The organism is Enterobacter cloacae complex sp. 394F7 (assembly GCF_057320385.1).
Map to the genome: position 1 here is coordinate 420,412 of NZ_JBXWCS010000001.1, position 25,530 is coordinate 445,941.

Sequence of the window (25,530 nt, forward strand, 5' to 3'; positions counted from 1 at the left end):
AAAAATAATGGCTATCGAAATCAATGTACCGGACATCGGGGCTGATGAAGTTGAAATCACCGAGATCCTGGTCAAAGTAGGCGACAAAGTTGAAGCTGAACAGTCGCTGATCACCGTAGAAGGCGACAAAGCCTCTATGGAAGTCCCGTCTCCTCAGGCTGGCATCGTTAAAGAGATCAAAGTCTCTGTTGGCGATAAAACCGAGACTGGCAAACTGATCATGATTTTCGATTCCGCCGACGGTGCAGCAGCTGCTGCACCTGCGCAGGAAGAGAAGAAAGAAGCTCCGGCCGCCGCTGCTCCAGCAGCTGCCGCGGCAGCGAAAGAAGTTAACGTGCCTGACATCGGTGGTGACGAAGTTGAAGTCACTGAAATCCTGGTGAAAGTGGGCGATACCGTTGCGGCTGAGCAGTCTCTGATCACCGTAGAAGGCGATAAAGCGTCTATGGAAGTGCCGGCGCCGTTCGCGGGCACCGTTAAAGAGATCAAGATCAACACCGGTGACAAAGTATCTACCGGCTCTCTGATCATGATCTTCGAAGTGGCGGGTGCTGCACCTGCCGCTGTGCCAGCTCAGGCTGCTGCTCCGGCTCCAGCGGCTGCACCAGCAGCAGGCGGCGTGAAAGACGTTAACGTTCCTGACATCGGCGGTGACGAAGTCGAAGTGACCGAAGTGATGGTGAAAGTGGGCGACAAAGTTGCCGCTGAACAGTCACTGATCACCGTTGAAGGCGACAAAGCCTCTATGGAAGTGCCTGCGCCGTTCGCGGGTACCGTTAAAGAGATCAAAATCAGCACCGGCGACAAAGTCTCTACCGGTTCTCTGATCATGGTCTTCGAAGTGGAAGGCGCTGCGCCTGCTGCCGCTCCGGCTGCCGCGGCTGCTCCAGCACCGGCTGCTGCACCGGCTCAGGCTGCTAAACCAGCGGCACCTGCTGCAAAAGCGGAAAGCAAATCTGAGTTCGCTGAAAACGACGCTTACGTCCACGCGACCCCGCTGATTCGTCGCCTGGCGCGCGAATTCGGCGTGAACCTGGCGAAAGTGAAAGGGACTGGCCGTAAAGGTCGTATCCTGCGCGAAGACGTTCAGGCTTATGTAAAAGACGCGGTGAAACGCGCTGAAGCTGCACCAGCTGCAGCCGCAGGCGGCGGTATCCCGGGCATGCTGCCATGGCCGAAGGTGGACTTCAGCAAGTTCGGCGAAATTGAAGAAGTGGAACTGGGCCGCATCCAGAAAATCTCTGGTGCTAACCTGAGCCGTAACTGGGTCATGATCCCGCACGTTACGCACTTCGACAAAACCGATATCACCGATCTGGAAGCGTTCCGTAAACAGCAGAACGCCGAAGCTGAGAAGCGTAAACTGGACGTGAAATTCACCCCAGTGGTCTTCATCATGAAAGCCGTTGCCGCTGCCCTGGAGCAGATGCCACGCTTCAACAGCTCCCTGTCCGAAGATGGCCAGAAGCTGACGCTGAAGAAATACATCAACATCGGTGTTGCGGTTGATACGCCAAATGGTCTGGTTGTTCCGGTCTTCAAAGACGTGAACAAGAAGAGCATCACTGAGCTGTCCCGTGAACTGACCACCATCTCCAAAAAAGCGCGTGATGGTAAGCTGACTGCCGGCGAAATGCAGGGCGGCTGCTTCACTATCTCCAGCATCGGCGGCCTGGGTACTACCCACTTCGCACCGATTGTTAACGCGCCGGAAGTGGCTATCCTCGGTGTGTCCAAGTCCGCGATGGAGCCGGTGTGGAATGGCAAAGAGTTCGTGCCGCGTCTGATGATGCCAATCTCTCTGTCCTTCGACCACCGCGTGATCGACGGTGCTGATGGTGCGCGTTTCATCACCATCATCAACAACATGCTGAGCGACATTCGCCGCCTGGTGATGTAAGTGAAAAGCCGGCCAGTCGGCCGGCTTTTTTCTGTTAATCTCATGTGGTTTGTGAGGTTATTGGCGAAAGCGACAATTCGTGAGCCGTTTGTTGTTTCAAAATTGTTAACAATTTTGTAAACTGCGGGCGGATAGAACGTCCCGGTGGATGAAGGGCGACAAGTACCTGGACCGCCGGAAATCAATAAGAGGTCATGATGAGTACTGAAATCAAAACTCAGGTCGTGGTACTTGGGGCAGGTCCCGCAGGTTACTCTGCAGCCTTCCGTTGCGCTGATTTAGGTCTGGAAACCGTCATCGTAGAACGTTACAACACCCTTGGTGGTGTTTGTCTGAACGTAGGTTGTATCCCTTCTAAAGCGCTGCTGCACGTAGCGAAAGTTATCGAAGAAGCCAAAGCGCTGGCTGAACACGGTATCGTCTTCGGCGAGCCGAAAACCGATATCGATAAAATCCGTACCTGGAAAGAGAAAGTTATCACTCAGCTGACCGGAGGTCTGGCTGGCATGGCGAAAGGCCGTAAAGTGAAAGTGGTTAACGGTCTGGGTAAATTCACCGGCGCGAACACCCTTGAAGTGGAAGGCGAAAACGGCAAAACCGTAATCAACTTCGACAACGCGATCATCGCGGCGGGCTCTCGTCCAATCGAACTGCCATTCATTCCACATGAAGATCCACGCGTGTGGGATTCCACCGATGCCCTGGAACTGAAAACCGTTCCAAAACGTCTGCTGGTTATGGGCGGCGGTATCATCGGTCTGGAAATGGGTACCGTGTACCATGCGCTGGGTTCAGACATTGACGTGGTTGAAATGTTCGACCAGGTTATCCCGGCTGCGGATAAAGACATCGTTAAAGTCTTCACCAAGCGTATCAGCAAGAAATTCAACCTGATGCTGGAAACCAAAGTGACTGCCGTTGAAGCGAAAGAAGACGGTATTTACGTTTCCATGGAAGGTAAAAAAGCGCCATCCGAACCACAGCGTTACGACGCCGTGCTGGTGGCGATCGGCCGTGTGCCGAACGGTAAGAACCTCGACGCAGGTAAAGCTGGCGTGGAAGTGGACGACCGTGGCTTCATCCGCGTTGACAAACAACTGCGCACTAACGTGCCGCACATCTTTGCTATCGGCGATATCGTCGGTCAGCCAATGCTGGCGCACAAAGGTGTTCACGAAGGTCACGTTGCCGCTGAAGTTATCGCCGGCATGAAACACTACTTCGATCCGAAAGTGATCCCATCTATCGCGTACACCGAGCCAGAAGTGGCATGGGTCGGTCTGACCGAGAAAGAAGCGAAAGAGAAAGGCATCAGCTACGAAACCGCCACCTTCCCGTGGGCTGCTTCTGGCCGTGCTATCGCTTCCGACTGCGCAGACGGTATGACCAAACTGATCTTCGACAAAGAGACTCACCGCGTTATCGGTGGTGCGATTGTCGGTACCAACGGCGGCGAGCTTCTGGGTGAAATCGGTCTGGCGATCGAAATGGGTTGCGACGCGGAAGACATCGCGCTGACCATCCACGCTCACCCAACTCTGCACGAGTCCGTGGGCCTGGCGGCAGAAGTGTTTGAAGGTAGCATCACCGACCTGCCAAACGCGAAAGCGAAGAAGAAGTAATATAGCATTCTTTAGTTGTTCCAACTAAATGAAGCCCCGAAAGTCAGGTTGCTGATGAGTAGGGGCTTTTTTATTATGCTTGAGAATTTTAACGGATTTAATTTCAAAATATCATTTAATATTAATGTCCTGTTCCGGATGGTTATTATTCTTGCGCTGGCTATTTTATATCGTGAATACTCTCTTTTAATTAATGGAACAAAGAGAAGAATCGAGCATGGACAATAAACAAGTAGCGTCTGGAAATAAAACGTTACGAATAATGGGGGCCAGAACGCAATGCGGGCAAGGTTATATGAAAAACGCTGTTCATAAACTGGTTGCGCTTGATCAGGAGACATTACAGCCTGTAAGCGTTGACTGGAGTTATGAAGATGAACCCACGGTTCGTTTCACCGGTACTATTTTTACCGATACACGACCGAACAAACGCCTGCTTGCAGTTTCTGATGTATATCGGCAGGGGGAAATTATCAATATCAGTAATTTTGGTGGAGCAGGCTTTGCTTTAGCCGTAATCAAAAATGACGGAACGGTAGTTGCGTGGGGAACGCCAACGTGTGGTGGAACTTCTCCTACAAGCGATCGCAATCATAACGTCAATGCTATTTACGGTGGAGTGGATGCTTCGGCGGCCGTTAATGCCAATGGACAGGTGTTTACCTGGTCCGTTGATGACAATAATCCGTTACCCGATAATGTTGCCGTACTGAATGATATTGTTGATATTAAAGTTGCTCAATATGGTGATGATAATGGAAATTATACCTATCTGGCATTAAGAGCAAATAATCAGGTCGTCCAGTGGACCGATGGCATGTCTCATGATGATTTCCCACAGGACATTGCAGAGCGCAAAGATTTAGTTGCTATACAAACCAATGAATATGCCTTTGCTGCAATAACATCGAGTGGTCATATTGTAACATGGGGGCAAGCGTCTTATGGTGGTGAACTTCCGGAGCACTTAAAGAGTGTTAATGATGTTGCTACACTTTATGCTAATAAAGGGGCTTTCGTTGCGTTGAGAAAGTCTGGAAGCATTTTTGCATGGGGTAACACTTATTATGGTGGCCAAATTCCAGAAAGTATTGCCAGCTTAACCGATATTGCCTCAATACATACTACTAGCCATTCATTTATTGCTTTAAGAAAGAATGGTAGTGTTGTTTTTTGGGGATATGGCATACACCTGCGTGAAATGCCTCAAGATATTGCAAATCTGACAAATATCATTGATGTCCAAGGGGCTGTAAACGGCAGTTATGCTTTTTTAACATCTGAAGGTAAAGTTTATTGTTGGGGTGAAGTATTAATATACGATATAAAAATGCCGGAGGATTTATCTGATGTTGTTTCCCTGACTGCATCATGTGATTCGTTTGCAGCACTCCGCCGTGACGGCACCGTTGTTGCTTGGGGAATGCCTGGAGGTGGGGATACAACCTCAGTAAAAGATGAGCTGTATAATATCCGCGCAATCTACGCAAGCGGATACAGTTTATGCGCGCTAAGAGATGACGGTCATATTTTTGAATGGGGTGCAGAGGATTCTCCATCGTTTACAAAGATGCCTGCAGATATACAGGGACAGGTAACCTATAGCTTTAACTAAATGCCTTTATGCCGGGTAAGGTGATCTTACCCGGCCATTCAAACTTTTAATCTTTTGGCTCACAAGCCAAGTACCAACTGGAAGTTATGGAGCCACAGGCTGCCAGGTTTTATCCGAATTATAGGTAGTTAACGCCCGGGCTTTCTGCTCAGAGTCATTGCCGAGATCGGCCTGGTACACTTTGTCATCCTGGTTTATCACAAAGCTCATGACGCCTGTCTGGCCATAGCTGACGGGCCACGCCACCATCGCAAAGCCTTTCTCATCAGGCAGGATACGGAACCGATAGCCGTGATAGCCTGCACCGGGCTCTTTGGGGCTGAAGGCCGGCCCCAGCGGGCTGGGGGCTTCACCCGGAGAAACGGGCCAGTAGAGACCATCTTTTTTCCCTTCAGAGCTGACAATTTTCTGCGCGTATTTTTGATTCATGGCGAAATAGCTCTGCTGGGCATCCACATAGGCATGTAATGCTTCGATGGCGGCAAGCTCGTTACGCCCGATCTCGCGGGTCAGGATCTCCTCGGCGCCCTCCTTGATATCGAATTGCCATCCGGCAGCGGTTTTGACAACCGGGATGGGCAACTGCCAGTCGTTATTTCCGACGACCAGATGCGCCGTATTACCATCGATAACCGTGTTGTGCCGCACCTTCCAGTCGCGCAGGAAACGATCGACGGCCTCAGGATCGACCCCTTCTGGCGGCAGAAAATCGCGCCAGTTCTCTCCAAGCAGATTGTTCATCGCCGTTTCATTCTGCTCACTGATGGCATGCGCCAGCGCATCGGTCGCCTGAGCGGGCGTGCTGAAGGATTGCTGTGCCATCGCAGCGGCGGACATCATGAACAACACCATTCCACAGACAAGATTCTTTTTCATGTTGGCTCCCTTAACGATGACGGAATTCACGGTGTTCAGCACGTCCGGCAGGGGCCTGACGCGGCTGCTGATGACGGGCAGCCAGTTGTCTGCTTTGCGCACCACGCTGCTGCTGGGCTTGCCAGTTGGCAGAGCGGCTGTCGTTGCCGCTCAGGGCATTTGCGCGAGGCTGGCTGGTTCGCTGCGGGATATGGCGTTGCTGAGCAGGCTGCGCGATCCGTTTCTCCTGCCGCTGGGTTACGGCAGGGTGATTATCACGCTGCTGCGAGGTGGTTCGCTTTGCCGTTTGCGGTCTGGTGTCGTAGCCACGGTAGTTGTTGCGCTGGGATATCTGCTTCAGCTGTTCGCCTGAAGCCTGGCGCTGTGCATCTTTGGTTCCCGGACGCGCGGTTTGCGGGAAGGTTTTGCCTGTCGATTTCTCCATCTGGCTCAGGGCCGCCTGACGCTGGCTGTCGCGGTTAATCGGTTTTTGCTGCGTAGAACTGAGCCCCGTTACCGTGTCAGTGGAATGGAAGCGGTTATTGAGCTGGCTGGTGGGGTAGGGCACACCTTCCCGATATGCCGGGTTATGCTGCCAGGTGCGGTTGGCATCCGTCAGTCGTTGGCCACTGATTTTATTGAAGTTCTCAACGTTGATATTGATATTGTTATCACCGTTGCGGTTATAGCCGCCGTGATTCCAGTCATCGTCATGATGGTGGTCCCAGTCGTCGTCATCATCCCAGTCGATGTTGCTGAAGATGGCGTAGGTTGTCGCCACGCCCAGGCTGAAGCCTAAGCCTTTGACCAGACTATCCGTAAACTGCTCTCCCGGAGAAGGAGGAAGATAGGTTGGCGGGTAAGCCGTGTTTGGCCAGGTACCGTAAACGGTATTGGGGTTATAGGTGGGGACGTATACGACCTGCGGATCCGCGGATTCAATTTTGATCACCGTCGGGGCAGGCGTGGTGGAAGTCGTCGATTCGCTGGTGGCCGATTTGACCGGGGCAGGTTTCGTCACGGTGGTGACCGTCTGCTGAGGCGTTGATTGTAAGGCGCCGGTCTTTTGAGCCAGCGCGCGCAGGCGTTGGACGGAATCCATGACATCCTTCGGTTGCGCGAGAAACGCATCCCCCAGATTTTGTACCCACGGCGGGTTTTCACCCATCAGCGACATCAGTTGAGGAAACGCGACCAACGATTTTACGCTGGGATCCCAGGGCTGGCTTGCAACGGCCTGGATAGCGGCGTCTCCTTCCATTTTAGGGTTGTCTTTGGACCACTGCGCCGCCTGGATGACGTTGGCCGGGTAGGTCGAGGCCATTAAAATTTGGGACAGCAGGGCATCCGGATAGAGCGCGATGGGAGCAACCCACTGATCGATTTGTGCGGCCGTATAGGCTGGGGCGACGACAGGGGCGGGTTGCACTGCTGCGGGGGGGACCGGTTGTTGTGCGACGGGAGCGGGGACGAGAGGCTCTGTCGCCCGACTTTTGACAAACATGACGCCTGAGGCGGCAAACAGCCCGGCACTGCACAGAAGAACAAGCAGATGTGGTTTAAAGGGCAACTTCATAAAATGACTCCAACGAGACAAGCGCTGTGCCGTGAGGCGTTACGGTTGGCGTGAGTATTATTCACTCGCCTTTTACTGTTTTGACTTTTGTTGGGGAACTGCCGGTACGTCCGGATAAAGAGTGTGAGTATTTATTACACAATTATATGTGATAGCTGAAAAGCCGCTGGGATTTCAGAAGGCCGCTCTTGCGAGCGGACCGCAGCGAGTTGCCAAAATTCCCCCCGTCAGCCCTCTACACCATGCTTAACGATTCAGCAAATTTTTTAATGTTGCTTTTTTGTAAACGGATTAACACTGTGTAGAAATCCTGCTATGCTGCCCGACGCGGTATCGGGCATTTACCCTACAAACTGCTGTCTCACAGGAGCGTGAAGAGAACGCCCGCCGCATATGACAATGAGAGCGAGGAGAACCGTCGTGCTAGAAGAATACCGTAAGCACGTAGCAGAACGTGCCGCCGAGGGAATTGTACCCAAACCGTTAGATGCAACCCAAATGGCCGCGCTCGTCGAGCTGCTGAAGAACCCGCCTAAGGGCGAAGAAGAATTCCTGTTAGATCTGCTGATCAACCGCGTACCGCCTGGCGTAGATGAAGCTGCCTACGTAAAAGCCGGATTCCTTGCTGCTATCGCCAAAGGCGAAGCCACCTCCCCACTGGTTACTCCTGAAAAAGCCATTGAACTGCTCGGCACCATGCAGGGTGGTTATAACATTCATCCGCTGATTGACGCGCTGGATAACGACAAGCTGGCACCGATTGCCGCTAAAGCGCTCTCTTCAACGCTGCTGATGTTCGATAACTTCTACGATGTGGAAGAAAAAGCCAAAGCAGGCAACGTCTATGCGAAGCAGGTGATGCAGTCCTGGGCCGATGCTGAATGGTTCCTGAACCGTCCTGCGCTGGCTGAAAAAATTACCGTTACCGTATTCAAAGTCACCGGTGAAACCAACACCGATGACCTTTCTCCGGCACCGGATGCATGGTCTCGCCCGGATATCCCGCTGCACGCTCTGGCGATGCTGAAAAACGCCCGTGAAGGCATTGAGCCGGATCAGCCAGGCGTTGTCGGCCCGATCAAACAGATCGAAGCGTTGCAGAAAAAAGGGTTCCCGCTGGCTTACGTCGGTGACGTTGTCGGTACCGGTTCTTCCCGTAAATCCGCCACTAACTCCGTCCTGTGGTTTATGGGTGACGATATTCCGCATGTGCCGAACAAACGCGGTGGCGGCCTGTGCCTTGGCGGTAAGATTGCCCCAATCTTCTTCAACACCATGGAAGATGCTGGCGCACTGCCAATCGAAGTGGATGTCTCTAACCTGAACATGGGCGACGTGATTGACGTTTACCCGTATAAAGGTGAAGTCCGTAACCACGACACCAACGAGCTGCTGGCGAGCTTCGAGCTGAAAACCGACGTGCTGATCGACGAAGTGCGTGCCGGTGGCCGTATCCCGCTGATCATCGGTCGTGGCCTGACCACCAAAGCGCGTGAAGCGCTGGGTCTGCCGCACTCAGACGTGTTCCGTCATGCGAAAGACGTAGCAGAAAGCAATCGTGGCTTCTCGCTGGCGCAGAAAATGGTTGGCCGCGCGTGCGGCGTGGCCGGTATCCGTCCTGGCGCTTACTGCGAGCCGAAGATGACCTCTGTGGGCTCTCAGGACACCACCGGCCCAATGACCCGTGACGAGCTGAAAGACCTGGCGTGCCTGGGCTTCTCTTCCGATCTGGTCATGCAGTCCTTCTGTCACACGGCGGCGTATCCGAAGCCGGTTGACGTAACCACGCACCACACGCTGCCAGACTTCATCATGAACCGTGGCGGCGTCTCTCTGCGTCCGGGCGACGGCGTTATCCACTCCTGGCTGAACCGTATGCTGCTGCCGGATACCGTGGGTACTGGCGGTGACTCGCATACCCGTTTCCCGATTGGTATCTCCTTCCCGGCGGGCTCCGGTCTGGTGGCGTTTGCCGCAGCGACCGGCGTGATGCCGCTGGATATGCCGGAATCGGTACTGGTGCGCTTCAAAGGTAAAATGCAGCCGGGTATCACCCTGCGCGACCTGGTTCACGCTATCCCGCTGTATGCCATCAAACAGGGCCTGCTGACCGTTGAGAAGAAAGGTAAGAAGAACATCTTCTCTGGCCGCATCCTGGAAATTGAAGGGCTGCCGGACCTCAAAGTTGAGCAGGCATTCGAGCTGACCGATGCGTCTGCAGAGCGTTCCGCCGCGGGTTGTACCATCAAGCTGAACAAAGAACCGATCATTGAGTATCTGAACTCTAACATCGTCCTGCTGAAGTGGATGATTGCGGAAGGCTACGGCGACCGTCGTACGCTGGAGCGTCGTATTCAGGGGATGGAGAAATGGCTGGCGGATCCGCAGCTGCTGGAAGCCGATGCTGACGCAGAATATGCGGCGGTGATCGACATCGATCTGGCAGACATTAAAGAGCCAATTCTCTGTGCGCCGAACGATCCTGACGATGCGCGTCTGCTGTCTGACGTGCAGGGCGATAAGATCGACGAAGTGTTCATCGGTTCCTGTATGACCAATATCGGTCACTTCCGTGCTGCCGGTAAACTGCTGGATACTCACAAAGGCCAGCTGCCAACCCGCCTGTGGGTAGCGCCACCAACCCGTATGGATGCGGCGCAGCTGACTGAAGAGGGTTACTACAGCGTGTTTGGTAAGAGCGGTGCGCGCATCGAAATCCCTGGCTGTTCCCTGTGTATGGGTAACCAGGCGCGCGTGGCAGACGGTGCGACGGTGGTCTCCACCTCTACCCGTAACTTCCCGAACCGTTTAGGTACCGGTGCGAACGTCTACCTGGCGTCTGCTGAGCTGGCGGCGGTTGCGGCGCTGATTGGCAAACTGCCAACGCCGGAAGAGTACCAGACCTTCGTTGCTCAGGTTGATAAGACGGCGGTGGATACCTATCGCTATCTGAACTTCGACCAGCTCTCTCAGTACACCGAGAAAGCTGACGGGGTGATCTTCCAGACGGCGGTATAAAAGCAAAACCGTCTCCACGAGACGGTTTTTAGTGTTTGCACCCTCTCCCGTGGGAGAGGGCCGGGGTGAGGGCATCAGGCCGCAGGGCCTTGCTCTCACCTTTTTATTTTCATTCCTCCCACCTCACACGCTTTTTTTCTGCCTCTCTGCTGCGATAATTACCGTAATGGCTTTGCAGAGGAAAACACTATGGATTACGAATTTCTGCGCGACATCACCGGGGTGGTGAAAGTGCGTATGTCGATGGGCCACGAAGCCGTTGGACACTGGTTTAACGAAGAAGTGAAAGAAAATCTAGCGCTTCTTGATGAAGTTGAACAGGCGGCGAATACGATAAAAGGCAGTGAACGCTCCTGGCAACGTGCGGGTCATGAATACACGCTGTGGATGGATGGCGAAGAGGTGATGGTGCGGGCCAATCAGCTGGAATTCTCGGGTGACGAGATAGAAGAGGGGATGAGTTACTACGACGAAGAGAGCCTGTCGCTGTGTGGCGTGGAGGACTTTCTGCAGGTCGTGGCGGCGTACCGGGAGTTTATGAAACAGAAATAGCACACAGGAGCGTCCTTGCTCCGTGCGAGTCTTACATGGCCGGAATATTGCGGCCGTAGTAGATTTCGCGCATCTCTTTCCAGAGCAGGTCGGTAATGACCTTACGCTCTTCTTCGCTTAAATCTTCTGGCTTTGTGTGGAACATGTAGTGCTTAAGGTCAAACTCCTTAAGCAGCATCTTGGTGTGGAAGATGTTCTCCTGATACACGTTCACGTCCATCATGTCGTACAGCGATTTCATGTCCTCGGACATAAAGTTCTGAATGGAGTTGATCTCGTGATCGATAAAGTGCTTCATGCCGTTGATATCGCGCGTAAAACCACGCACACGATAATCAATGGTGACGATATCGGATTCCAACTGGTGAATTAAATAGTTCAGCGCGTTTAGCGGGGAGATCACGCCGCAGGTGGATACTTCGATATCGGCGCGGAACGTACACAGGCCGCCTTCCGGGTGGCTCTCCGGGTAGGTGTGCACGCAGATATGGCTTTTATCAAGGTGGGCGACAACCACTTCAGGCAGCGGGCCCGGATGCTCGGTTTTGTCGATAAGCTTAGGATCGACCGGCTCTTCGCTGACCAGAATGGTCACGCTGGCGCCCTGAGGTTCATAATCCTGGCGGGCGATGTTCAGAATATTTGCGCCGATAATAGAGCAGGTTTCCGACAGGATCTCGGTCAGACGGTTGGCATTGTAGAGTTCATCGATATAGGCGATGTAGCCATCGCGCTCTTCCGCTGTTTTGGCATAGCAGATATCGTAAATACAAAAACTCAGGCTTTTGGTCAGGTTGTTAAAGCCATGCAGTTTAAGCTTTTTCAATTAGTTCACCCCCTGGGAGGACAGTGCATCTTGCAGGTACTGCGGCAAGGCGAAGGCTGCGGTATGGACCGCCGGATTGTAGTAACGGCACTGGAGACCTGCCTGATGGAAGCGCGCCTGGATAATCTCCGTGGAGAGATGACGCAGGACGTCGTTATCCGTCGCCCAGGCAAAGGTCATGATCCCGCCGTAGTAGGTCGGAATGGCAGCCTGATAGAAGCTAACATCGCCAAAATAGGTGCTCAGTTTGCGGTGGCTGTCGAGCGCTTCATCCTGCTGCAGGAAGCAGACGCCATTTTGCGCCACGAAGATACCGCCAGGGTTCAGACAACGCTTGCAACCCTCGTAGAACGATGAGGTAAACAGCGAGGCGCCCGGGCCGATAGGGTCGGTACAGTCGGAGATAATGACGTCAAACGTCTGAGTTGTCTGGTTGACGAAGTTCACGCCATCGTCAATCACCAGCTTAAAGCGCGGATCGTCGTAGCTACCCGCGTTATGGTTAGGCAGGTACTGACGACAGAATGAGACCACGCCCGCGTCGATCTCTACCATGGTGATGGTTTCAATGGACTGGTGGCGGGATACTTCGCGCAGCATCGCCCCGTCGCCGCCGCCGATAATCAGCACGTGCTTCGCGTGGCCATGGGCCAGCAGCGGGACGTGGGTCATCATCTCATGATAGATAAACTCATCTCGCTCGGTGGTTTGCACCACGCCGTCCAGCGCCATTACGCGGCCAAAAGCGGCATTCTCGAAGATGATCAGATCCTGATGATCGGTTTTCTCATGATATAGCACGTTATCAACGGCAAAGTACTGACCAAACTGGTCATGCAGTGTTTCATGCCACAACGTGTGGTCGGCCATACGCGGACTCCTCTTCGTTAACATCCGTTACACTCACGAAAAATGAGCGAAACATGATAGCTAACTATAACCGTGGTTGCACGGTTCCAGCGAAACAAGAGGCGTCGGGAAGGTTATTTCACGTAGGCGAGCAGGCTAAGCGAATCGCGGGCCAGCGCTTTGCATTTTTTTGCCGTTGGGATGCCAATACCGCTTAAATCACGGTAACTGTCTTCACCGAGCGCTTTCATGTCGAAGCTGTCGTAGTTGCTGAGGTCCCATTGGTTCTGCTGGGCAAAAAAGACCAGTGCGCGACGAATTTGCCCGTTGGGTAAATTCTGGTAGCCACAATCATTTTTCAGGAATACAAAAACCGCCGTCAGATCGGCCATATCTTCCGCTTCATTTTCACTGAGCGCATAGCTGTTCGCACACATTGCCATCAGGCTGGTGAACAAAATTGTCCTGAAAAACGTCTTCATTGCTTCTACCACTGCATCACGGAAAATCAACGTTAGCATATTTGGTGCCAGTGCGACGATCTTTATTATTGCCGCGTTACTTGACCTTCCGGTAAGGGGAGGGTTTATGCTCAAAAGATCGTCTGCACGAAATAAGGAAATGAATATGCAACGTCGTGAATTTCTAAAATATTCCGTTGCGTTGGGGGTTGCCAGCGCATTACCACTGTGGAGTCGCGCGGTTCTGGCGGCTGACAGACCTGCCTTACCCATTCCTGATTTATTGACCGCCGATGCCCGTGGCCGTATCCAGCTGGTGGTTCAGTCCGGTAAAACGGCCTTTGGCAAATATAACGCCACCACCTGGGGCTATAACGGCAATGTGCTTGGCCCGGCGTTGCAACTGCGCAGAGGAAAAGCCGTCACCGTTGATATTCACAACACGCTGGCAGAAGAGACGACGCTGCACTGGCACGGGCTGGAAGTGCCGGGCGAGGTTGACGGCGGCCCGCAAGGGATTATAAAAGCAGGCGGGAAGCGCACCGTGACCTTTACCCCCGAGCAGCGGGCGGCGACCTGCTGGTTCCACCCGCATCAGCATGGTAAAACGGGCCATCAGGTGGCCATGGGGCTGGCAGGTCTGGTGCTGATTGAAGATGACGAAAGTCGCCTGCTGCGTCTGCCCAAACAGTGGGGTATCGACGATGTGCCGGTCATTGTGCAGGACAAAAAATTCTCCACAGACGGTCAGATTGATTATCAGCTGGATGTGATGACCGCGGCGGTAGGCTGGTTTGGCGATACGCTGCTGACCAATGGCGCGATCTACCCCCAGCACGCTGCACCAAAAGGCTGGCTGCGGTTACGTCTGCTCAACGGATGCAACGCGCGCTCGCTGAACTTTGCCACCAGCGATAATCGTCCGCTGTACGTCGTGGCGAGCGACGGTGGACTGCTGCCTGAGCCGGTCAAAGTGAATGAACTCCCTGTGCTGATGGGCGAGCGCTTTGAGGTGCTGGTGGACATCAGCGACGGTAAGTCATTTGACCTGGTGACGCTCCCGGTCAGCCAGATGGGGATGGCCGTTGCGCCATTCGATAAGCCACACCCGGTTTTACGTATTCAGCCGCTGCAGATCACCGCCTCCGGTACGCTGCCGGACACCTTAACCACGCTGCCGGCGCTTCCATCGCTGGCTGGGCTTACGCAACGTAAGCTGCAGCTCTCCATGGATCCGATGCTCGACATGATGGGCATGCAGGCGCTGGTGAAAAAGTATGGCGATCAGGCGATGGCGGGGATGCACCACGGGCAGATGATGGGCCATATGAACATGGATCACGGCAAGATGGGCGGTATGAATCACGGCGGTCACGGGTTTGATTTCCACAATGCCAACATGATCAACGGCAAAGCGTTCGATATGAACACGCCAATGTTTGCTGCTACAAAAGGGCAGTTTGAGCGCTGGGTGATTTCAGGCGAAGGCGACATGATGCTGCATCCGTTCCATATTCACGGCACCCAGTTCCGTATTCTTTCAGAGAACGGCAAAGCGCCGGATGCGCATCGCGCGGGCTGGAAAGATACAGTGAGAGTGGAAGGCGGCGTCAGCGAGGTGCTGGTGAAGTTTGACCACGAGGCGCCGAAGGAGTTTGCCTATATGGCGCACTGTCATCTGCTGGAACACGAAGATACGGGGATGATGCTGGGTTTTACCGTATAAAAAAGCCGGGTGGCGGCTTCGCCTTACCCGGCCTACATTTCGCAGGTGCGGCCTGATGCCCTCACCCTGGCCCTCTCCCGGTGGGAGAGGGAACAAACATAAAAAACGGCAACCGAGGTTGCCGTTTTGCATTTATTTTGCGTCATCCGGCAACGCATACGCGACAATATAGTCGCCCATCTTCGTGCCAAACGAACCGTGACCGCCCGCAGAGATGACAACGTACTGCTTGCCATTCACTTCATAGGTCATCGGCGTTGCCTGTCCACCGGCTGGCAGACGGCCTTGCCACAGTTTCTCACCGTTGGTCATGTTGTACGCGCGCAGGTAGTTATCTGCGGTTGCCGCGATGAACAGCACGTTACCGGCGGTGGAAATTGGGCCACCCAGCATTGGCATACCCATGTTGAACGGCACCGGAACCGGCATCGGGAACGGCATGCTGTCCTGCGGGGTACCAATACGTTTTTTCCACACGATCTGGTTGGTTTTCAGATCCAGACCGGAGATATATCCCCAGGCAGGCTGTTTACACGGCAGACCAAACGGAGACAGGAACGGATTCAGGGTCACGCCAAACGGTACGCCGTACTGCGGCTGAATACCGGCTTCGGTACCGCTGCCTTTCGCGTCTTTCGGCTGCTCCATCGGGTTACCCGGACCACGTGGGATCAGTTTAGAGACAAACGGCAGCGCCATCGGGTTGGCGATCGCTACCTGGCGGTTAGGGTCAACGGAGATCCCGCCCCATTCGAACATCCCAAGGTTACCCGGGAAGACCAGCGTGCCCTGCTCAGAAGGCGGGGTAAAGATGCCTTCATAGCGCAGCTGATGGAACATTACGCGGCACACCAGCTGGTCAAACATGGTGGCACCCCACATGTCTGCGCCGCTGAGGTCTTTCTTCGGACGGAAGCTCAGTTCGGAGAACGGCTGCGTTTTTGTGACGTAATCGCCTTTAGCCGCGCCCTGAGGAACCGGTTTTTCCGGTGCAGGCACAACCAGCTCGCCGTTACGACGGTCCAGTACGAAGATGTTACCGGTTTTCGCCGGAGCATAAATCACCGGAACGGTTTTGCCGTTAACGGTAATGTCTGCCAGCGTTGGCTGGGACGGCATATCCATATCCCACAGATCGTGGTGTACGGTCTGGTAGCTCCACGCCAGTTTACCGGTGGTCGCGTTCAGCGCCAGAATGGAGCTGGCATAACGTTCCTGCTCAGGGGTACGGTTACCGCCCCAGATATCAGGCGTGGTCACGCCCATTGGCAAGTAGACCAGATCCAGCTTCGCATCATACGCAGCCGGTGCCCAGGAGTTTGGCGAGTTGAAGGTAAAGGTGTGTTCATCAGACGGGATCGCGTTAGGATCTTTCGCGCCCGGATCGAAGGCCCATAGCAGTTTACCGGTATTCACGTCGAAACCACGGATAACGCCAGAGGTTTCGCGGGTGGAGAAGTTATCCGTCACCGAACCAGCAATCACGATGGTTTTATCAGTGATAATTGGCGGTGAGGTGGGTTCATACAGACCCGGCGTGGTGTCCGGCATGTTGGTCTGCAGGTTCAGGATACCTTTGTTGGCGAAGGTTTCGCACAGCTTGCCCGTTTCGGCGTTAATCGCGAACAGGCGGCCATCGTTCACCGGCAGCATAATGCGGCGAGGACAGTCGGCAATGACGTCCGGGCTGGCATTATCCGCACGCGCTTCGTGGTAAGAGACACCGCGGCAGGTGATGTGCTGGAACGACGGGTTGGAGTTCAGCTGCGGATCGAAGTGCCATTTCTCTTTACCGGTGGCCGCGTCGAGCGCGAACAGGCGCTGGTGCGCCGTACACAGATAAAGCATGTTGCCCACTTTAATTGGCGTCACTTCGTTGGTCAGTTCACCCGGATCGTTTGGCATCTTCAGATCGCCGGTACGGAATACCCAGGCTTCTTTCAGGTTTTTCACGTTGTCCGCGTTGATCTGCTTCAGCGGGGAGTAGCGCTGACCTTCCTGGTTACGGCCATACGCTGGCCAGTCGCCGTCAGCCACCTGCGAGATAGCCGCCGCAGGGGTGGATTCTGCATTCAGCGTACCGTTGATCTCCTGCGGGTCGTTAAAGCCGGCCCAGGTCAGGATACCGCCACTGATTAGCAGAGCGACAAGCAGCGCCGCAACGGCACCGCTGGAAGGTACAATCAGGCGACGCCAGACGAACGGCAGGATCAGCCAGATACCGAAGAAGACCAGAATGTCGCTGCGTGGCGTCAGTGCCCAGAAGTCGAACCCGACTTCCCAGACGCCCCAGATCATGGTTGCGAGGAGTAATGCCGCATAAAGCCACAGTGCGGATTGTTTTCTACGCCAGAGCAGAACAGTTACGCCAAGCATAACCAGGCCCGCAATGGGGTAGTACCAGGAGCCGCCAATTGCGACCAGCCAGACGCCACCGATTAACAGGTACAGGCCGCAGAAGGCGGCGAATAACGCTGTTAGTGTCACCAGTAGACGCGGCTGTTTAGAGTTTGTTTCAGCCATAGAAAGTGTACTCGTCAGTTTTTGTTAATAATTTGCTAGCAACTAATTATAGGTATTAACAAGTGTGATCGGAATCACAATATTTGCTTTTTATAACTCATACGCCAGGCTTAGCCATTTGCTGATATAATGGCTGGCTTGCGTATCGATGCCGGAATAACACTCATCCGCATTGAGAGATTTTCATTAAAATCATATGGTTAGTAATATGAAACATACTGTTGAAGTGATGATCCCGGAAGCCGAGATCAAAGCGCGTATCGCCGAACTGGGTCGTCAAATCACCGAACATTACAAGGACAGCGGCAGCGAAATGGTGCTGGTTGGTCTGTTGCGTGGCTCTTTCATGTTCATGGCAGACCTGTGCCGTGAAGTGCAGGTGTCACATGAGGTCGATTTTATGACCGCCTCCAGCTACGGCAGCGGCATGTCCACAACCCGTGATGTGAAAATCCTGAAAGATCTGGATGAAGATATTCGTGGCAAAGATGTGTTGATCGTCGAAGACATCATCGACTCCGGTAACACACTTTCTAAAGTGCGCGAGATCCTGAGCCTGCGTGAGCCGAAATCCTTGGCCATCTGTACTCTGCTGGATAAACCAGACCGCCGTGAAGTGCAGGTACCGGTGGAGTTTGTTGGTTTCTCTATTCCGGACGAGTTCGTCGTCGGTTACGGTATTGACTACGCGCAGCGTTACCGCCATCTGCCTTATGTTGGGAAGGTTGTGCTTCTGGACGAGTAGTGCGGCCTGGTGCCCTCACCCCAGCCCTCTCCCACAGGGAGAGGGAGAAAATCCCCGCTTTATTTATGGTTCACATGCTTAAGCTTGAGGTTGGCAATGCCCGAACGGTAACGCTGCTCCAGCGTTTCGCGGTTGGTGGCGGTCACTTCCAGATTGCGCAGCAGGCCGTCGTGAATGCCGTACGCCCAGCCGTGGATAGAGACCTTCTGACCGCGCTTCCACGCTGACTGCATGATCGTTGAATGACCCAGGTTATACACCTGCTCCATCACGTTCAGTTCACACAGCGTGTCCATCCGGCGCTCCTGCGGCATTTCACCCAGCAGTGAGCTATGTTTGAACCAGATATCGCGGATGTGCAGCAGCCAGTTATCGATGAGCCCCAGTTCCGGGTTTTCCACAGCGGCCTGCACACCGCCGCAGCCGTAGTGACCGCAAATAATGATGTGCTCGACCTCAAGGACGTCTACGGCGTACTGAACGACAGACAGGCAGTTGAGATCGGTATGAATCACCAGGTTGGCAACGTTACGGTGAACAAACAGTTCGCCGGGCTCAAGGCCCGTCAGTCGCTCAGCCGGAACACGGCTGTCGGAACATCCAATCCAGAGAAAGCGTGGATTCTGCGCTTGCGCGAGCTTTCCAAAAAAACCGGGGTCTTCCTCCACCAGCATTTTTGACCATAGTGCATTGTTGCTGATGAGTGTATCTATGTTGTTCATGGAGGTTAGCGACCTGTAACCAAGTGATTGCGTTGCGCTACTATAGGGTAACCCGACTTTTAATGAAACCACACAACGTGTGTCAGAACCTAAGGTAAGTTTAATTCATGGCGATTGCACTGGAGCTTGAGCAGCTTAAAAAAACCTATCCGGGCGGCGTTCAGGCGCTACGCGGGATAGATCTCAAAGTAGAAGCGGGGGATTTCTATGCGCTTCTGGGGCCGAACGGCGCGGGGAAATCGACGACCATCGGCATTATCAGCTCGCTGGTCAATAAGACCTCTGGCCGGGTCTGCGTGTTTGGCTACGATCTGCAAAAAGATGTGGTCAACGCCAAACGTCAGCTCGGTCTGGTACCGCAGGAGTTCAACTTCAACCCGTTTGAGACGGTGCAGCAGATCGTCGTCAACCAGGCGGGCTACTACGGCGTTGAGCGAAAAGAAGCGTTAGCTCGCAGCGAAAAGTACCTGAAGCAGCTTGATCTATGGGAAAAACGTAACGAACGTGCGCGTATGCTGTCTGGCGGCATGAAGCGCCGTCTGATGATTGCCCGTGCGCTGATGCATGAGCCAAAACTGTTGATCCTCGACGAGCCCACCGCCGGGGTAGATATTGAGCTTCGTCGCTCAATGTGGGGGTTCCTGAAAGATCTCAACGACAAAGGCACCACCATTATTTTGACGACGCACTACCTTGAAGAAGCGGAAATGCTTTGCCGCAACATCGGCATCATTCAGAACGGCGAGCTGGTGGAAAACACCTCAATGAAGGATCTGCTCTCGAAGCTCAAATCAGAAACGTTCATTCTGGATCTGGCGGCAAAAAGCGCGCTGCCGAAGCTTGAAGGGTACCAGTATCGCCTGGTCGACACCTCCACGCTGGAGGTGGAAGTATTGCGGGAGCAGGGCATTAACAGCGTCTTCTCCCAGTTGAGTGCCCAGGGCATTCAGGTTTTAAGTATGCGTAACAAAGCGAACCGACTGGAAGAGCTGTTTGTCTCTCTGGTGCAGGATAAACAAGGAGACAAGGCATGACGCATCTTTATTGGGTCGCGCTGAAAAGCATCTGGGCGAAAGAGATTAACCGCTTTATGCGCATCTGGGTACAAACCCTGGTGCCGCCGGTGATCACCATGACGCTCTATTTCATCATCTTCGGTAATCTGATTGGTTCCCGCATTGGTGAGATGCATGGCTTTACCTATATGCAGTTTATCGTTCCGGGTTTGATCATGATGGCGGTGATCACCAACGCCTATGCCAACGTGGCTTCGTCTTTCTTTAGCGCTAAGTTCCAGCGCAACATTGAGGAGCTGCTGGTGGCACCGGTGCCAACGCATGTAATCATCGCGGGTTACGTTGGCGGTGGTGTGGCGCGCGGCCTGTGCGTCGGGATCCTGGTGACGGCTATCTCCTTGTTCTTCGTGCCGTTCCAGGTGCACTCCTGGCTGTTCGTGGGGCTGACGCTGCTGTTGACGGCGATCCTGTTTTCGCTTGCCGGTCTGCTGAACGCGGTGTTTGCCAAAACGTTTGACGATATCAGCCTGATCCCGACCTTTGTGCTGACGCCGCTGACCTATCTGGGTGGGGTGTTTTATTCCCTGACGCTGCTGCCGCCGTTCTGGCAGGCGTTGTCGCACCTGAACCCGATTGTCTACATGATCAGCGGTTTCCGCTTCGGCTTCCTCGGCATTACTGACGTACCACTGTTCACTACCGTTGCGGTGCTGGTGGTGTTTATCGTCGCCTTCTACCTGCTGTGCTGGTACTTAATCCAGCGCGGACGCGGACTGCGCAGCTAACCTTCCGCCCGGTGACTTTCGGGTTGCCGGGCCTTTTCTTTGACTGTTATCACCGTAAGCTAATCTTCACTTCGCTAAACTACTCGCCTGCTAAGGAGAGAGTTATGCTGGGATGGGTCATTACCTGCCACGATGAACAGGCGCAGGAGATGTTGATAAAGCTTGAAGCCAGGTTTGGTCCACTGGCGCAATGTCGTGCGGTGAATTACTGGCAAGGGCTGAGCACCAACATGCTGAGCCGGATGATGTGTGATGCCCTGCATGAAACCGACACTGGCGAAGGCGTTATCTTTCTCACCGATAAATCTGGCGCAGCGCCGTATCGCGCGGCTGCTCTGTTGAGCCACAAACACGACTGCTGCGAAGTGATCTCCGGTATTGATCTTCCCCTGCTTGAGTTAATGTATCCACGGCGTGAATTATTAAGCAGCGCAGAGTTTCGCGATGCCATCGTGGCGCAGGGTGAGCCGGGCGTCAGCAGCTTGTGGCATCAGCAGCAGAAAAATCCCCCCTTCGTTCTTCTTCACGACCTGTATAAGAATTAAACATTGGTATTGATGGTGCATTTGTTACAATGGCACCAGTTTATTCGTACCGATATCACATACATGTTCACGCGTATTTTGTTCCTGTGCCTGCTGGTTCTCTCTGGCGGGGCATCAGCCAGTTTATTAAGTCAGCAAGGTCTTCCAGCCCAGTACATGCAAACCACTGAAGATGCGGCTATCTGGGCGCAGGTGGGAAACGAGGTCGTTAACGTCGGCCATGTCAGAGCCGGACAGATCCTTGCCGTTGTGCCTACCGCTGCGGATTATTACGAGTTTCGCTTCGGCTTCGGGACAGGATTTATCGATAAAGGCCATCTGGAGCAGGTGCAGGGAAAGCAGCGCGTTGAGGACAGCCTTGGCGATCTTAATAAGCCGCTCAGTAATCAAAACCTGATCACCTGGAAAGACACACCGGTCTACAACGCGCCGTCCAGCGGCAGTGCGCCATTCGGTACGCTGAGCGCCAATCTGCGGTATCCGGTTTTAAGCAAACTCAAAGACCGCTTAAACCAGACGTGGTACCAGATCCGTATCGGCAATCGCCTGGCATGGATCAGCAGCCTGGACGCGCAGGAAGATAATGGCCTCCCGGTGCTGACCTACCATCATATTCTGCGTGATGAAGAGAACACGCGCTTCCGGCATACCTCTACCACCACCAGCGTGCGCGCGTTCAATAACCAGATGGCCTGGCTGCGTGACCAGGGGTATACCACCCTGACGATGTATCAGCTGGAAGGGTATGTGCGTAACAAACTGAACCTGCCGGCCAAATCGGTGGTGATTACGTTTGATGACGGACTGAAATCCGTAAGCCGCTATGCTTACCCGATTCTGAAAGAGTACGGGTTTAACGCCACGGCGTTTATCATCTCATCCCGCATTAAGCGACATCCGCAGAAGTGGGATCCGAAATCACTGCAGTTTATGAGCGTTCAGGAGTTGAAGGGCATCCAGGACGTGTTTGATATTCAGTCCCACACGCACTTCCTGCACCGCGTGGATGGTAACAAGCATCCGATTCTACTGAGCCGCAGCTACCACGTGATTTTGTTTGATTTCGAACGCTCGCGCCGGGCGCTGGCGCAGTTTAACCCGCGCGTGCTGTATCTCTCTTATCCGTTTGGTGGCTATGACAATAAAGCCATAAAAGCCGCGAATGACGCCGGTTTTCACCTCGCAGTGACAACGGTAAAAGGGAAGGTCAAGCCGGGGGATAATCCGTTCTTACTGAAACGCCTGTACATCTTAAGAACGGATTCGCTGGAGACCATGTCGCGGCTGATCAGCAACCAGCCGCAGGGCTAAGCTACTCGTAGGTGAACTGCAGGGTGCCGATGGCGCTGAACGTGCCTGAAGTGACTTTTTCTGTATCAGACTTAACTAACCGGGCCGTAAGTAACAAGCTGAATAGGGCAAGGGTAGTGTTCTCTTGTGCGGTAAAGCTGCTAGTTGAATTAGGCACTATCTGCCTGTTGTTCGGCCACTTCAGTAACACGCCCACGCCTTTTGCCGCGTTCGACGATGCGGTGTTGGCGAGTAATGAGCCATCAGTCCCGGTTGTTTTACTGGTGGTCAACTTCACGGTGACTTTACGGGTGTTGGTGCAATTCCCTGTCACCCCAAAATTGGCGTTTATGGTTTTATCGTTCTCGATATCGGATACACCATAATCCCCCAGGTCTACGGTTTTAGGAGCCGTAAGGGTGCAGGTCGGTATTTCTATAGGGGTTTTAAATGCCATGTCGGCGATGCTGATGGTTGTGCCTGGATGGTCATCATTAGGCGCATAGGGATCGCCGATACCAAAGTCTCCGATAGTCCCTCCGACAGGGCCAACGGAGACCACCTCTGCGGGAACCCCGGCAAAGCTGGGAAGCTGATAAAACTCGACCGCGGCCTCCCAGGTTTGGTATTGCAATAATTCATCTTGATCTTCCATATGCAACGTCAGATACCAGGTTGTGCTGGGGGCAAAATAGGCCGTAACTCCCGTACCTTTTGTGCGAAACGCCAGTGCATAAGCAATGCCGGTTACATTGGTTTTGAATAAGGCTTTTCCGTCAATACTACCAACCTGCAGGTTAGCCCGTGTTGCGGTGAAGATGTTTTCTCCATGCTGTCCGCCTGAACATACGCTCATTAACCGGGGGGTTAGGCTTAAGGGATAGAGTGAGCTGATTTTTGTAGGAGTGGTGACGGCATCAACGGCTCTCAGCGTTGGTTTTCCGCCTGTGAAATCGCCAACCGAACGTGGCTTAGCCCTACCAACCTGGCACTCCTCGGCTGCATGGGCGTAGAAGGCGCTCATGGTTAAGCACATAAATAAAATAATAAAACCGTAAAAACGTGGGGAAACAGTTATCCCAGGACGCTGTGCCATAGTTATTCCTTTTAGCGTTGCCTGTTAGCGATATGTCACGCTGACTAATGCGCGCGCGGTCACTTTTCCTGCGCTGACCGGGCCGTAATTTTGGTAGCGGGCGTAAAAGTTATACGCTTTCAAATAGCTTTGTTGGTCTGATGGGGTCGCTATTTTGACCTCCACATCAGACTGCCCCTCGCTGTCGAGGACATTTTGATTATTGGATTCAGAAAAAATTACAATCCCCACGTTTTCAGCGCCGCCAGCAAGGGCGGATGTTTCATTACTGAATATCTGTTTTGAAATCCCATCAATGTGGGCAGACTGCGGTTTAAAGGTAAAGTGCAGCGCTTGCCCGGATCCCGATTCATCCCCGCTGCAGTCCACAACCTGAATCATAAAGCGTGTTCCTCCCGCGGGGTCTGCTGGTTGAAGTCGATCGGTGCCCTCCGCGGTGTAAAACCACGGTTTCCCCACCGTTGGCAGCGTTACGTTTCCACTTTCTGGAATACTGACCTGGCACGTATTGTTGATAATGTTTGCCGTCATATCCATTTCCAGGCTGGAGGCAAAACCCGCTGCGGGAAACCCCAGGCAGAGGGCCAGCCATGACATCGCATTTCTTAAGATTAAGCGGGACTGGCACATCCTGTTTAAGCTACCTGTCTGAATAAACATTATTGATAGGTCACGGTAAACGTCACGGGCGCATTGACCGAACCTGTCGTCACGTCCGAAATCGTTTTACCTTTTGCAATGACGATGCGCGCATCCATCTCAAAATTTCCCGTCCCGTTAGACAGGTTGATAACAGACGTCGGGACAGTGGCGCAGTTCAATATGGAGCCTGAGTCGACAGAGCCTTTCCAGATTTCAAAACCGACGTTATGCCCGGCTGCATACGCGTTACCGGTACACGACCCGCCCGCACCCGGCATGGCCTGAATGGTGGCGTTTTTTACCCCGGCACAGTTCGTAAAGGCGATTTTGAAGGCTTCTCGTCGGCTCTGGCTCACCAGGTCAGACTTAAACACATCGCCAAACGGCAAAATGTCAATCGGGGCTCCGCTGGCGTTTTGGATCTCCGCGTTACAGGTCCCGGCCTCAATGGTGGATGTAAACGTTGCCTGCACGCTCGTCGTCCCCGTAATCGCACTTAACGCAACGGAAGGCAGGGTGGCAGTCATTGCAAGCACCAGTAATGTCATTTTCATTTTCATATCAACGCTCCGCATTGCTGCCAGTTATTCATAGGTGAAATTAAACGTAGCGATACCGCTAAAATTGCCGGTCGTGCCCTGGCCGTTTGCGGTTTCCACCAGCGTTGCCAGAAGTGGTACCTCGCCAGCACTTATCTCTCCGCTCGACCAGACGAGGCGCTGTGTATCGGTGGATGAATTAATGACAAAAGGGGCATTCGGGGTGGCGGTACGGGAAATCGCCACGCCAATATTTTCCGCACTGCCGTCGCCGGAGAGTGAGTTCTTAATTGCCGTCGTCAGCGGGCTGGCGCTACCGCTGATGGTGGTTTTCAGCGATGCCAGACTCGGCGGGCATGAGACCATTTTGAGTTTAAAGTTGGTCGTGGCTTTGGCATTTTTCAGGATGATGTAATCCAGGCGCACCTTGCCGTTAGTCCCAATGGGGATAACGTTGCTGGTGCCATCACCGCTGCCGCCTTCGATTTTCATATCGCAGGTGGTGTCACGGATATTTGCGGTAAAGGTAATATCGAGATTATCGGCGTGTGTTTCCAGCGACAGCGCCATTAGCCCCGTGCTTAAAATAAATAACCCTGTTTTTTTCCAGGCTCTAAAAAGCATGTT

22 protein-coding genes are annotated in these 25,530 nt (G+C 53.6%); 11 read left to right on the forward strand and 11 right to left on the reverse strand.

Annotated elements, in window-relative coordinates; translation table 11 throughout:
* Positions 1–7 precede the first annotated feature (7 nt).
* From aceF to AC2FAK_RS02070, 3 genes are all read left to right on the forward strand, one after another.
* Positions 8–1,900, forward strand: coding sequence for a pyruvate dehydrogenase complex dihydrolipoyllysine-residue acetyltransferase (gene aceF, locus AC2FAK_RS02060; protein ID WP_095455351.1), 1,893 nt, complete (start codon positions 8–10; stop codon positions 1,898–1,900).
* A 197-nt stretch (positions 1,901–2,097) separates the two neighbouring features.
* Entirely contained in the window at positions 2,098–3,522 is a 1,425-nt protein-coding gene (lpdA, locus tag AC2FAK_RS02065) for a dihydrolipoyl dehydrogenase (protein ID WP_014830669.1), read from the forward strand.
* A gap of 217 nt (positions 3,523–3,739) precedes the next feature.
* On the forward strand, positions 3,740–5,137 hold the full coding sequence (locus AC2FAK_RS02070; protein WP_231501508.1) for an RCC1 domain-containing protein: 1,398 nt from the start codon (positions 3,740–3,742) through the stop codon (positions 5,135–5,137).
* Between the two features lie 84 nt (positions 5,138–5,221).
* Here AC2FAK_RS02070 and AC2FAK_RS02075 read toward each other — a convergent pair whose 3' ends face one another.
* Together AC2FAK_RS02075 and AC2FAK_RS02080 are read right to left on the reverse strand one after the other, a co-directional pair.
* On the reverse strand, positions 5,222–6,013 hold the full coding sequence (locus AC2FAK_RS02075) for a DUF2950 family protein (protein ID WP_095455350.1): 792 nt from the start codon (positions 6,011–6,013) through the stop codon (positions 5,222–5,224).
* A 10-nt stretch (positions 6,014–6,023) separates the two neighbouring features.
* Positions 6,024–7,568 carry a DUF3300 domain-containing protein gene (locus tag AC2FAK_RS02080; protein WP_095455349.1) on the reverse strand — a complete coding sequence of 515 codons (1,545 nt, stop codon included), beginning with the start codon at positions 7,566–7,568 and terminating at the stop codon, positions 6,024–6,026.
* 420 nt (positions 7,569–7,988) lie between these two features.
* Between AC2FAK_RS02080 and acnB the strand changes: the two genes are divergently transcribed.
* On the forward strand, positions 7,989–10,586 hold the full coding sequence (gene acnB / locus AC2FAK_RS02085; RefSeq protein ID WP_013095602.1) for a bifunctional aconitate hydratase 2/2-methylisocitrate dehydratase: 2,598 nt from the start codon (positions 7,989–7,991) through the stop codon (positions 10,584–10,586).
* Positions 10,587–10,775: 189 nt separating this feature from the next.
* Positions 10,776–11,138, forward strand: a complete 363-nt coding sequence (gene yacL, locus AC2FAK_RS02090) for a protein YacL (protein WP_023620926.1) — start codon at positions 10,776–10,778, stop codon at positions 11,136–11,138.
* 31 nt (positions 11,139–11,169) lie between these two features.
* Here the strand turns inward: yacL and speD are convergent, their stop codons facing one another.
* The 3 genes from speD to AC2FAK_RS02105 all read right to left on the reverse strand — a co-directional run bounded on the left by speD (position 11,170) and on the right by AC2FAK_RS02105 (position 13,295).
* Positions 11,170–11,964 carry an adenosylmethionine decarboxylase gene (gene speD, locus AC2FAK_RS02095; RefSeq protein ID WP_095455348.1) on the reverse strand — a complete coding sequence of 265 codons (795 nt, stop codon included), beginning with the start codon at positions 11,962–11,964 and terminating at the stop codon, positions 11,170–11,172.
* Positions 11,965–12,834: a polyamine aminopropyltransferase gene (speE, locus tag AC2FAK_RS02100; protein WP_013095610.1), complete on the reverse strand. Its 870-nt coding sequence runs from the start codon at positions 12,832–12,834 to the stop codon at positions 11,965–11,967.
* 113 nt (positions 12,835–12,947) lie between these two features.
* A complete protein-coding gene (locus AC2FAK_RS02105) occupies positions 12,948–13,295 on the reverse strand; it encodes a YacC family pilotin-like protein (protein ID WP_014830675.1) in 348 nt (115 codons plus the stop codon).
* Positions 13,296–13,440: 145 nt separating this feature from the next.
* Here AC2FAK_RS02105 and cueO point away from each other — a divergent pair, with 145 nt between their 5' ends.
* Positions 13,441–15,000: a multicopper oxidase CueO gene (gene cueO / locus AC2FAK_RS02110; RefSeq protein ID WP_095455347.1), complete on the forward strand. Its 1,560-nt coding sequence runs from the start codon at positions 13,441–13,443 to the stop codon at positions 14,998–15,000.
* A 132-nt stretch (positions 15,001–15,132) separates the two neighbouring features.
* Here cueO and AC2FAK_RS02115 read toward each other — a convergent pair whose 3' ends face one another.
* The gene (locus AC2FAK_RS02115) at positions 15,133–17,523 is read right to left on the reverse strand and encodes a glucose/quinate/shikimate family membrane-bound PQQ-dependent dehydrogenase (RefSeq protein WP_013095613.1); all 2,391 of its coding nucleotides are present in this window, start codon (positions 17,521–17,523) and stop codon (positions 15,133–15,135) included.
* 208 nt (positions 17,524–17,731) lie between these two features.
* Here AC2FAK_RS02115 and hpt point away from each other — a divergent pair, with 208 nt between their 5' ends.
* Entirely contained in the window at positions 17,732–18,268 is a 537-nt protein-coding gene (gene hpt, locus AC2FAK_RS02120; RefSeq protein WP_013095614.1) for a hypoxanthine phosphoribosyltransferase, read from the forward strand.
* Between the two features lie 59 nt (positions 18,269–18,327).
* On the opposite strand, the gene can is transcribed toward hpt, so the two are convergent.
* On the reverse strand, positions 18,328–18,990 hold the full coding sequence (can, locus tag AC2FAK_RS02125; RefSeq protein WP_013095615.1) for a carbonate dehydratase: 663 nt from the start codon (positions 18,988–18,990) through the stop codon (positions 18,328–18,330).
* A gap of 107 nt (positions 18,991–19,097) precedes the next feature.
* Here can and AC2FAK_RS02130 point away from each other — a divergent pair, with 107 nt between their 5' ends.
* The 4 genes from AC2FAK_RS02130 to AC2FAK_RS02145 all read left to right on the forward strand — a co-directional run bounded on the left by AC2FAK_RS02130 (position 19,098) and on the right by AC2FAK_RS02145 (position 22,647).
* A complete protein-coding gene (locus AC2FAK_RS02130; protein ID WP_013095616.1) occupies positions 19,098–20,024 on the forward strand; it encodes an ABC transporter ATP-binding protein in 927 nt (308 codons plus the stop codon).
* Positions 20,021–20,791 (forward strand): ABC transporter permease, encoded by a 771-nt coding sequence (locus AC2FAK_RS02135; protein WP_013095617.1) that lies wholly within the window; start codon positions 20,021–20,023, stop codon positions 20,789–20,791. The genes AC2FAK_RS02130 and AC2FAK_RS02135 overlap by 4 nt, the downstream gene beginning before the upstream one ends.
* Positions 20,792–20,895: 104 nt before the next feature.
* A complete protein-coding gene (locus AC2FAK_RS02140) occupies positions 20,896–21,336 on the forward strand; it encodes a PTS sugar transporter subunit IIA (RefSeq protein WP_013095618.1) in 441 nt (146 codons plus the stop codon).
* A gap of 63 nt (positions 21,337–21,399) precedes the next feature.
* Positions 21,400–22,647, forward strand: a complete 1,248-nt coding sequence (locus AC2FAK_RS02145; protein WP_029883642.1) for a polysaccharide deacetylase family protein — start codon at positions 21,400–21,402, stop codon at positions 22,645–22,647.
* A 1-nt stretch (position 22,648) separates the two neighbouring features.
* On the opposite strand, the gene AC2FAK_RS02150 is transcribed toward AC2FAK_RS02145, so the two are convergent.
* From AC2FAK_RS02150 to AC2FAK_RS02165, 4 genes are read right to left on the reverse strand one after another with little or no spacing between them, the layout of a single operon-like run.
* Complete coding sequence (locus tag AC2FAK_RS02150; RefSeq protein ID WP_095455346.1) at positions 22,649–23,722, reverse strand: fimbrial protein StkG; 1,074 nt, start codon at positions 23,720–23,722, stop codon at positions 22,649–22,651.
* A 24-nt stretch (positions 23,723–23,746) separates the two neighbouring features.
* Complete coding sequence (locus tag AC2FAK_RS02155) at positions 23,747–24,382, reverse strand: fimbrial-like protein (RefSeq protein WP_246949837.1); 636 nt, start codon at positions 24,380–24,382, stop codon at positions 23,747–23,749.
* Positions 24,382–24,924: a fimbrial protein gene (locus AC2FAK_RS02160; protein ID WP_052767899.1), complete on the reverse strand. Its 543-nt coding sequence runs from the start codon at positions 24,922–24,924 to the stop codon at positions 24,382–24,384. The genes AC2FAK_RS02155 and AC2FAK_RS02160 overlap by 1 nt, the downstream gene beginning before the upstream one ends.
* A 24-nt stretch (positions 24,925–24,948) precedes the next feature.
* The gene (locus AC2FAK_RS02165) at positions 24,949–25,527 is read right to left on the reverse strand and encodes a fimbrial protein (protein ID WP_095455345.1); all 579 of its coding nucleotides are present in this window, start codon (positions 25,525–25,527) and stop codon (positions 24,949–24,951) included.
* Between the last annotated feature and the right edge of the window lie 3 nt (positions 25,528–25,530).

Coding starts and splice junctions, on each gene's coding strand:
- aceF (WP_095455351.1), top strand. CDS start 8: ATGGCTATCGAAATCAATGTACCGGACATCGGGGCTGATGAAGTTGAA.
- lpdA (WP_014830669.1), top strand. CDS start 2,098: ATGAGTACTGAAATCAAAACTCAGGTCGTGGTACTTGGGGCAGGTCCC.
- AC2FAK_RS02070 (WP_231501508.1), top strand. CDS start 3,740: ATGGACAATAAACAAGTAGCGTCTGGAAATAAAACGTTACGAATAATG.
- AC2FAK_RS02075 (WP_095455350.1), bottom strand. CDS start 6,013: ATGAAAAAGAATCTTGTCTGTGGAATGGTGTTGTTCATGATGTCCGCC.
- AC2FAK_RS02080 (WP_095455349.1), bottom strand. CDS start 7,568: ATGAAGTTGCCCTTTAAACCACATCTGCTTGTTCTTCTGTGCAGTGCC.
- yacL (WP_023620926.1), top strand. CDS start 10,776: ATGGATTACGAATTTCTGCGCGACATCACCGGGGTGGTGAAAGTGCGT.
- speE (WP_013095610.1), bottom strand. CDS start 12,834: ATGGCCGACCACACGTTGTGGCATGAAACACTGCATGACCAGTTTGGT.
- AC2FAK_RS02105 (WP_014830675.1), bottom strand. CDS start 13,295: ATGAAGACGTTTTTCAGGACAATTTTGTTCACCAGCCTGATGGCAATG.
- cueO (WP_095455347.1), top strand. CDS start 13,441: ATGCAACGTCGTGAATTTCTAAAATATTCCGTTGCGTTGGGGGTTGCC.
- AC2FAK_RS02115 (WP_013095613.1), bottom strand. CDS start 17,523: ATGGCTGAAACAAACTCTAAACAGCCGCGTCTACTGGTGACACTAACA.
- hpt (WP_013095614.1), top strand. CDS start 17,732: ATGAAACATACTGTTGAAGTGATGATCCCGGAAGCCGAGATCAAAGCG.
- can (WP_013095615.1), bottom strand. CDS start 18,990: ATGAACAACATAGATACACTCATCAGCAACAATGCACTATGGTCAAAA.
- AC2FAK_RS02130 (WP_013095616.1), top strand. CDS start 19,098: ATGGCGATTGCACTGGAGCTTGAGCAGCTTAAAAAAACCTATCCGGGC.
- AC2FAK_RS02135 (WP_013095617.1), top strand. CDS start 20,021: ATGACGCATCTTTATTGGGTCGCGCTGAAAAGCATCTGGGCGAAAGAG.
- AC2FAK_RS02140 (WP_013095618.1), top strand. CDS start 20,896: ATGCTGGGATGGGTCATTACCTGCCACGATGAACAGGCGCAGGAGATG.
- AC2FAK_RS02145 (WP_029883642.1), top strand. CDS start 21,400: ATGTTCACGCGTATTTTGTTCCTGTGCCTGCTGGTTCTCTCTGGCGGG.
- AC2FAK_RS02150 (WP_095455346.1), bottom strand. CDS start 23,722: ATGGCACAGCGTCCTGGGATAACTGTTTCCCCACGTTTTTACGGTTTT.
- AC2FAK_RS02155 (WP_246949837.1), bottom strand. CDS start 24,382: ATGTTTATTCAGACAGGTAGCTTAAACAGGATGTGCCAGTCCCGCTTA.
- AC2FAK_RS02160 (WP_052767899.1), bottom strand. CDS start 24,924: ATGAAAATGAAAATGACATTACTGGTGCTTGCAATGACTGCCACCCTG.
- AC2FAK_RS02165 (WP_095455345.1), bottom strand. CDS start 25,527: ATGCTTTTTAGAGCCTGGAAAAAAACAGGGTTATTTATTTTAAGCACG.